General features: G+C 64.7%; 6 protein-coding genes. 2 read left to right on the top strand and 4 right to left on the bottom strand.

Features of this window, described 5'->3' with window-relative positions:
- A partial coding sequence (locus AB4Z11_RS20205; RefSeq protein ID WP_442027215.1) for an ABC transporter permease occupies window positions 1-271 on the bottom strand: 271 nt, incomplete at its 3' end.
- A gap of 88 nt (window positions 272-359) precedes the next feature.
- On the opposite strand from AB4Z11_RS20205, the gene AB4Z11_RS20200 reads away from it, so the two are divergent.
- The gene (locus AB4Z11_RS20200; RefSeq protein WP_442027213.1) at window positions 360-1,364 is read left to right on the top strand and encodes a hypothetical protein; all 1,005 of its coding nucleotides are present in this window, start codon (window positions 360-362) and stop codon (window positions 1,362-1,364) included.
- Window positions 1,361-3,055, top strand: a complete 1,695-nt coding sequence (gene recJ / locus AB4Z11_RS20195) for a single-stranded-DNA-specific exonuclease RecJ (RefSeq protein ID WP_442027211.1) — start codon at window positions 1,361-1,363, stop codon at window positions 3,053-3,055. Before AB4Z11_RS20200 ends, recJ begins: the two co-directional genes overlap by 4 nt.
- On the opposite strand, the gene AB4Z11_RS20190 is transcribed toward recJ, so the two are convergent.
- From AB4Z11_RS20190 to AB4Z11_RS20180, 3 genes are read right to left on the bottom strand one after another with little or no spacing between them, the layout of a single operon-like run.
- Window positions 3,056-3,511: a YybH family protein gene (locus tag AB4Z11_RS20190; RefSeq protein WP_442027209.1), complete on the bottom strand. Its 456-nt coding sequence runs from the start codon at window positions 3,509-3,511 to the stop codon at window positions 3,056-3,058. It lies immediately after the preceding gene.
- Between the two features lie 12 nt (window positions 3,512-3,523).
- A complete protein-coding gene (gene tssG, locus AB4Z11_RS20185; RefSeq protein WP_442027207.1) occupies window positions 3,524-4,363 on the bottom strand; it encodes a type VI secretion system baseplate subunit TssG in 840 nt (279 codons plus the stop codon).
- Entirely contained in the window at window positions 4,330-5,874 is a 1,545-nt protein-coding gene (locus tag AB4Z11_RS20180) for a type VI secretion system baseplate subunit TssF (protein ID WP_442027205.1), read from the bottom strand. The genes tssG and AB4Z11_RS20180 overlap by 34 nt, the downstream gene beginning before the upstream one ends.
- Between the last annotated feature and the right edge of the window lie 62 nt (window positions 5,875-5,936).

Here is a 5,936-nt window from a genome sequence, read left to right as displayed (position 1 = left end):
TCGCTGTCGCGTGCCAATCGGCCATACCCAGGCCGCTGATGTCGTAGATCTCCACGTGTCCCAGCACGGACAGCATGCGCTCTGTGACTTCTTTCTGGAAGCCGTTGTACACGGACAGCACCACGATCAGCGCCGCTACGCCCAGGCCGATGCCTGCCATCGACGTTGCGGAGATAAACGATATAAAACTATTGCGCCCACTGCGTTTGCCGGCGCGCGTGTAGCGCAGGCCGACCAGCCATTCGAATGGCAATTTTTTTAAGAGACCCATGTATTGCGTTGGCAGGAAAGACGCGAAAGCCCGCAGTTTGCCATATAAACAGCATTTCATGTGGACCGCCTATCCTCTACAATGCCGCATGGCTTCTACTACCGTCGTAATCCCCTTCGCTCTGCCGCCCGCCGAACTGGCCGCGGACATCGCCCGCGCCCTGCAGGCGCCGTCGCTCGCAGCATTGCTTTCGCGCAACAATTTGCATGAGCGCCGCCGCTTCGACTCGGACGCCCGCGTCCTGCCGCACGAAAACTGGCTGGCGCCGGGTCCCGACGGTGCGCCGCTGGCCGCCGCTGTGATGAATGGTTTCGGCACGCCGCCGCAGGACGGTTACTGGTTCATCGTGCACCCCGTGCACATCCAGCTGGCGCGCAACCACCTGACCATGGCCGATCCGCGCAACCTGGGCCTGAACGAAGCCGATTCGCGCGCCCTGTTCGAACTGGCCAAGCCCTACTTCGATGACCTGCGCTACGGCGACGCAAACACCTGGTTCATGCGCGCCGACGGCTGGTCCGAATTGGATACGGCGTCGCTGGACGCCGCCATCGGCACCAATCTGGCCGACTGGATGCCGACCGGCCCCAATGCGTTGGGCTTCAAGAAGCTGCAGAACGAAGTACAGATGCTGTGGCACGAAAATCCGGTCAACGAAGTGCGCGAGGCGCGTCGCCTGTCGCCGGTGAATTCGTTCTGGATGTGGGGTGGCGCCCCAGCTTCCGGCGCCACCGCGCCTGCCGCGCCGCTGCTGGTGTCGTCAGCGCCCRGCTGGCTGACGGCGCTCGGCACACCGGAACTGCGGGACGGCGATGTGGCGCGCTTGCTGGCCACGCCGGGCGAGCGTAAGACCGCCGTGCTGGGCCACCTGCTGCCGCATGGCCTGGCCGGTGACTGGTCCGCATGGCTGATGGAGATGCAGCGTCTGGAGCAGGAATGGTTCACGCCTTTGCTGGGCGCCCTGCGCGAAGGCCGCATCGGCGAGCTGAAACTGGTGCTGACGGACCGCGACGGCGTCACCACCTTCCGTACGACCAAAATGGTGCTGCGCCAGTTCTGGCGCCAGCAGAATCTGAAGAATCTCAAGTCATGACCCGCATTGCCATCCGCCCCTGCCCTGCCCGCGAATCCGAAATGCTGCGCCAGGGCGGCGTCCATCCTGTGCTGGCGCGCCTGTACGCCTCGCGCGGCCTGGTGGACCTGAATGAACTGTCCAGCGAACTGGCGGCGCTGATGCAGCCCGCCGGCCTGCTGCACATCGACGCGGCAGCCGTGTTCCTGGCCGACGCCATCGCGGCGCGCAAGCGCATGGTCATCGTCGCCGACTACGACTGCGACGGCGCCACCGCCTGCGCCACCGCGCTGCGCGGCCTGCGCTCGATGGGCGCGGATGTCGATTTCATTGTCCCCAACCGCTTCGAATACGGCTACGGCCTCACGCCGGAAATCGTGGCGCTGACGGCGCGCGAGAAATCGCCGGACATCATTATCACCGTCGATAACGGCATCGCCAGCATCGAAGGCGTGGAAGAAGCCAAACGCCGCGGCATCGAGGTCGTGGTGACCGACCACCACTTGCCCGGCGATGCGCTGCCCGACGCACGTGTGATCGTCAATCCAAACCAGCCTGCCTGCGGTTTTCCGTCCAAGCATCTGGCTGGTGTAGGTGTGGTGTTCTATGTGCTGCTGGCCCTGCGCGCTGAGCTGCGCCGCCGCGGCGTGTTCGATGCGCAGACCCAGCCCAAGCTGGATTCGCTGCTCGACCTAGTCGCCTTGGGCACCGTGGCGGACGTGGTGAAACTTGATCCGAACAACCGCATCCTCGTCGCCCAAGGCATCAAGCGCATGCGCATGGGACGCATGCACGCCGGCGTGGCGGCGCTGTTCCGCGTATCCGGCCGCCAGGCGCGCACGGCCTCGCCGTTCGATCTGGGCTTTGCGCTGGGACCGCGTCTGAACGCGGCCGGTCGCCTGGAAGATATGTCGCTCGGTATCGAGTGCCTGATTACGGATGACGAACAGCGCGCCTGGGAACTGGCCCAGCAGCTGAACGACATCAACCTGCAGCGCCGTGAGATCGAAGCTGAGATGCAGGACGCGGCCTTGATACATCTGGAGGATTTTCAGCCTGCGAACAGCACCACCATCTGCGTGTTTGACGAAGGCTGGCATCAGGGCGTGATCGGCATTGTGGCCTCGCGCCTGAAAGAGAAGTTCTATCGGCCGACCATTACGTTCGCACCGGCGGGCGATGGCATGATCAAGGGTTCCGGCCGCTCAATCCCCGGCTTCCATTTGCGCGATGCGCTGGATCTGGTGTCCAAGCGCGCGCCAAGCCTGATCGACAAATTCGGCGGCCACGCCATGGCGGCTGGCCTGAGTCTGCGCGCCGAGGCTTTCGGCGCGTTCTGCGAAGCGTTTGAAGCCGTGGGCCGCTCCTGGCTGTCAGAGCAGCAGCTGGAGCGTGTGATCGAGACGGATGGTCCGCTGGAAGACGCTTACTACACCACCCAATTCATCGAACTGATGGACGGCCAGGTCTGGGGCCAGGGCTTTGCGCCACCCGTGTTCTGCGACGAGTTCCGCGTGATGAGCCAGCGCATCCTGAAGGAGCGCCATCTCAAGCTGCTGCTGGAGAAGAACGGCGCCCGCTACGACGCCATCTGGTTCGGCCACACCGATGCGCTGGGCGAGCGCGCCCGCGTGGCCTTCCGCCTCGACGCCAACGAATATAACGGCGTCACACGCGTCCAGCTGCTGGTGGAGCACGCCGAACCGGCTTGATTAAGGCTGGTCGGGCTCACGTTTGCAGTTGCAGACTTCCTGGCCTTTGTCGAACACGATGCGCCATTTTCCCGGCGCTTCCTGGCGCCATACGGAATTGAAGCGGCCAATCAGCTTGCCCTTCGGGTCGTGCACCGGCCCGGAGGAATGGGCGAGCGTGCCGGAGTCCAGCACTTCCACGTCATCCGGCTCCCAGGAGAACGGCGCGTCCGGCTTTTCGTAGAACTTCTTCCAGAAATCGGACACGGCTTGCTTGCCACGCAGCGGCTTGGGGCCGGAATGGAAAACTGCTTCATCGGACAGGAAGGTGGTGAAGGCCGCGAAATCACGCTTGGCCATGGTCGCCGCGAAAGCGCGCTCGGTGTCGGCAACTTGCTGCTTTAATTCGGCGTTACTTGGCGCGGCGCTTGCGGCTGTGGCCAGGGCCAGGACCGCTGCGGCGATCAGGGTCTTCATGGGGTCTCCTTATTATTCTGGATACCCGATCTTATAACACAGCTCTCCTTCCCCAGCCCTGGCCAGCAGCGCGTCGTAGCCAAGCCGCGCTTTGGCGTCCAGCGCAGCTGCGCCAACGGACTCCAGCTGAACATGCGCGACGGCTTCAATGCAGCCATCCATCATCGCTGCAAGCATTTGCGGCAACGCCCTGGCCGCCGGACCGCGCGGCAGAAATTGTTCGCGCGCCGCCGCGTCCACCGGTCCGATATGGATATTGATGCCCAGATCGCAGCGCCACTGCCGGCCACCCAGCGCCGTATCGCTGCCCAACGTCGCGTTGGCGCGTCCAAGCGCATTACGGTGCGGCGGCGCCAGCATCTGCCAGTTGCCGGCAAACTGCTCCACGTGCAGCGGCACGCCGAAATAATCACTCAACGCCTTTCCCAGTGCTTCGGCGGAGGTTGCGGAGCGGCGCATCATCGCCGCATATTGCGCCAGTGCCGGTTCGCGCGTGCCGCCAAGGTCCATCAGCATCGGCAGCAAATCCGCCGGCCGGTGCTTGTACCAGGCCGCGTCGAACTGTTCGAGCGCGCGGGCGGACAGCATGTCGAGAAATTCGCGCGGCCCGCTGCCGGGCGCTCTGGCGATGCGCTCCGTGTAATGGTAAGGCAGTGCGCCTGCCGCGCCGAGCAGCCCCATGAACGCAGGCCGTACCGCATCGCCTGCGCAGGTTGCGATGTCGCCTGGCGGGAAAGCCAGCGAGGTATCGTTCTCCGCGCGCGGTACTGCGCCCTGCTCGCGCAAGGCCTGCAGCAGCCGAAAATAGTCGTAGCCACCTACAACATCAGATTTCCGTTCCTTGGACGGCATCGCAAGAGCTCCTCGCCGCTTGATGCGGAAATCGCCACCAGCTGCATGAATGTGTTCAGGTGGACGGAGTAAGACAGGTATTGGTCGATCAGATGCACGAATACCGCCACGCTGGCGCCGACCAGCGCACGTTCTTCTATCGTCACGCGCAGCTCGGTGCCATCAACTGGCGCGGCGCCGTGCTTATGGCGCATCCGCATGGTCGCCGGCCTGGTCTTCAAATCGACCAGCGCGTCACGCAGCTTCTGGCCCGTGTCCGACTCCGCCAGGTCTTGCAACGCAAACGCCAGCCTGAGATTCTCCACATTTGCCGGGTTGGCCTCCAGCGCCAGCATTGCCAACAGCCGCCAGCGCAGCGCCATGCCACCCGCGACCTCACGCATGCGGCATGGCGTGCCGATCAACACCGCAGCCGGCTCGAAGCCCGCAAAAGCCTGCGGCAAGGAGCGCTCGCAGCACGTGAGCCCTACGGAAGCCGTCGCCGTCCCCGTCTCGGACGCCGCCCACGCCGGTGCTGGAGCAAAACTGATGCGCATGGGTGGGCCGGGTTCGTCCAACAGCGCGCGGCGGGCGGTCCAGGTGCCGGTGGGCGCGGCGCCGAAGCGCATTGTTTGCGGCGGCTGCAGGACCGACAGGCCATCGGCGGCGAGCAGATGAACGGTGTCGATGGCATGGATGACATGCGAACTGTCCGCAGGCGCGAGGCCATATTCGCTGGAAGTCCGGCTGACGTACACGGGCGCCGCGGCGGCGGCAAACAAATTCGCCCCTGGCGCGCACCCCGTCAACAAATGGCCGGCTTCAACACCGGCCAGCGTCCGCGCCAATTCGCTGTCCGCACGCAGCGGCACGGCGATATCCAGGGAAACGTTACCGTATGCGATGAAGCGCCGCAACGATGCCAGATTCAGCTCCAGAAAGTTGAAGCGCTCCGGGAAGCATTGATATTCGCGCAGCACCTGCCAGCTGTAATCGCCAAGCTCGTCCAGGCCTGCCACGCGCACGGGCACACGGGGCAATAGCTCGGCCGGACCGCCAGGCATTGCAGACCACGCGCTGGAGGCATACAGCAGCAACGCGTTCTGCAACGCCGCGCGCAGCACGGGCTCAGCGTTCACGTAGAGGCGCAGGGTGTCGGGAGTAGACGCACTCAGACCACTGAGGGTCAGCGATAACAGATGCTCGCCACCTGGCCCCTCGCAGGGGCGCCAGCGCAAACTGGTGACGTCTGCGCCTGTGCAGGCGTCACCAGTCAGGCGGAATGACGAGACGCGCCCATCCGCCGCACGCGCCGCTAATGCCGTGCCACGGCGCGCGCTGGCGGAAAGACGAAAGATCGCACTGGCAGGAAATGGTGCGAGCGTGTTTGGGAATAATGCCTCCAGCAGCGCCTCATCCAGAAGCGGGCTGGCGCGATCGAGACTATGGGCGATGCGCGCGTGAAGCACCGCCGCAGCTTGCACCAGCCTGTCCACATGCGGATCGCGCACTCCCTCGCGCGGCGGATTCAAGCTGCCCGCCAGACGGGGATAGCGCCGGCGGATTCAAGCTGCCCGCCAGACGGGGATAGCGC

Source organism: Pseudoduganella sp. RAF53_2 (assembly GCF_052113985.1).
Taxonomy (GTDB): domain Bacteria; phylum Pseudomonadota; class Gammaproteobacteria; order Burkholderiales; family Burkholderiaceae_D; genus Rugamonas.
This window is presented reverse-complemented; position numbering and strand designations above follow the sequence as displayed.

Excerpts from the sequence above, each read along its gene's own strand:
- AB4Z11_RS20190 (WP_442027209.1), bottom strand. The coding sequence starts at position 3,511 with ATGAAGACCCTGATCGCCGCAGCGGTCCTGGCCCTGGCCACAGCCGCA.
- tssG (WP_442027207.1), bottom strand. The coding sequence starts at position 4,363 with ATGCCGTCCAAGGAACGGAAATCTGATGTTGTAGGTGGCTACGACTAT.
- recJ (WP_442027211.1), top strand. The coding sequence starts at position 1,361 with ATGACCCGCATTGCCATCCGCCCCTGCCCTGCCCGCGAATCCGAAATG.